2 protein-coding genes are annotated in these 1,283 nt (G+C 72.8%); both read left to right on the forward strand.

Annotated elements, in window-relative coordinates; all coding sequences use genetic code 11:
• A partial coding sequence (locus Voc01_RS52585; RefSeq protein WP_203935334.1) for a PLL family lectin occupies positions 1-327 on the forward strand: 327 nt, incomplete at its 5' end.
• A 113-nt stretch (positions 328-440) separates the two neighbouring features.
• Entirely contained in the window at positions 441-1,283 is an 843-nt protein-coding gene (locus Voc01_RS52590) for an alpha/beta fold hydrolase (RefSeq protein WP_203935335.1), read from the forward strand.

A 1,283-nucleotide genomic window follows, 5' to 3' on the forward strand; every position in this document is an offset into this window, starting at 1 on the left:
TACCCGACCCCGGTGCTGTTCAACAGCCTGGGTGGGGTGGGCCAGCCGGCGGCGATCACCGCTCCGCCCGGCGCCGACGCGCGCATCATGGTGTTCGCGCAGAGCGACACGCTGGGCGTCGGCGCCAACAAGCAGTCGGCGGCCAACTGGTCCTACGAGAACCCGGTCAGCCTGGGCGGGCCGTTCGTCGGGTACCCGTCGGCGGTGGTCGGCGGCACCGGCGCGGTGTCGGTGTTCTCGGTGGGGCTCGACGGACGCGTCCACGTCAACCAGCAGACCTCGGCGGGCGCGAACAGCCCGTACGCGGGCTGGGTCGCGATCGGCTGAGGTAGCTGACGCGGCTGATGTGACGGTCGAGGGAGCCGGCCACCCGCGGGTGGTCGGCTCCTTTGCACCCGAGCGTGCCGTGTAAGGGTTTCCGGCCGGGGCATACGTCGGCCATGACGCAGATCGTCGCCCACCGCGGCCTGCTCAGGGACACCAGGCTCCACATCGACGACACCGGTGGCGCCGGCCGTCCGGTGGTGCTGATCCACGGCTGGCCGCTGACCGGCGAGTCCTGGTCGGCCCAGGTGCCGGTGCTCCGCGACGCCGGGTACCGGGTCGTCACCTACGACCGGCGGGGCTTCGGACGCAGCGACAAGCCGTTGACCGGCTACTCGTTCGACACCCTCGCCGAGGACCTGCACGCGGTCCTCGACTCGCTGGACCTGCGCGACGTCACCCTCGTCGGGTTCTCGATGGGCGGCGGCGAGGTGGCCCGCTACCTCGGTGACTACGGCCGGTTACGGCTGCGCGGCGTGGTGTTCGCGGCGTCGGTGACGCCGTACCTCATGCGCACCCCCGGCAACCCCGAGGGCCCGCTGCGGCCGGGCCGCGCGGCGAAGCTGACCGCGGCGCTGACCGTCGACCGCGACCGGTTCCACGACCGGTTCGTGGAGGAGTTCTTCTCCGTCGACGGCACGGTCGTGGCGACCCGTGAGCAGCGCCGGGCCGCGCTCGCCCAGTGCCGGCAGGCCGGCCGGATACCGGCGCTGGAGTGCCTGGCCGCGTTCGGCAACACCGACTTCCGCGACGACCTCGTCCGGGCCGCCCACGTGCCCACGCTCGTGCTTCACGGCGACGCCGACGCGACCGTCCCCTTTGGAGGGTCGGGTGCCCGCACACATGCGGCGGTTCCCGGCAGCCGGTTGGTGATCCTGCGCGGCGCCCCGCACGGCTGCAACGTGACCCACGCCGAGGCGTTCAACCGCGCGCTGCTGGACTTCCTCGCAGCGACATGA

The organism is Virgisporangium ochraceum, from assembly GCF_016863655.1.
Lineage (GTDB): Bacteria > Actinomycetota > Actinomycetes > Mycobacteriales > Micromonosporaceae > Virgisporangium > Virgisporangium ochraceum.